General features: G+C 47.9%; 1 protein-coding gene. It reads right to left on the bottom strand.

Annotation, left to right across the window (positions count from 1 at the left end; all coding sequences use genetic code 11):
• The coding region (locus E1140_RS00035; RefSeq protein WP_221412581.1) for a hypothetical protein at window positions 1-230 on the bottom strand (230 nt) is incomplete at its 3' end.
• Between the last annotated feature and the right edge of the window lie 56 nt (window positions 231-286).

Below are 286 nucleotides of genomic sequence, written 5' to 3'. Positions count from 1 at the left end.
GTCCATGTTACATTCGCTCCGGTGTTCACCGTAAATGCCCCTACACTGATCAAGTCGCCTGGACATACCGCGATGTTCGCCTTCTGCGTGATTACATTGTCTGGACTGATTGTAATACTGAACGTCTCTGGGGTGCTGCTCACACAACCATCCTTGCTGCTCGTTACACTAATGTTACCTACTATATCACCGCCTGTATTGGTTCGATGGGGCAGTAAAGATGATATCACCATTACCAGTCGTTGAGATGCCAATAGCCGCATTGTCATTCGTCCATGCTATCGTA

The organism is Fulvivirga lutimaris, from assembly GCF_009711525.1.
GTDB lineage: Bacteria > Bacteroidota > Bacteroidia > Cytophagales > Cyclobacteriaceae > Fulvivirga > Fulvivirga lutimaris.
Note: the sequence above shows the minus strand (reverse complement) of the source record. Positions and strands in the feature narration are given on the sequence as shown.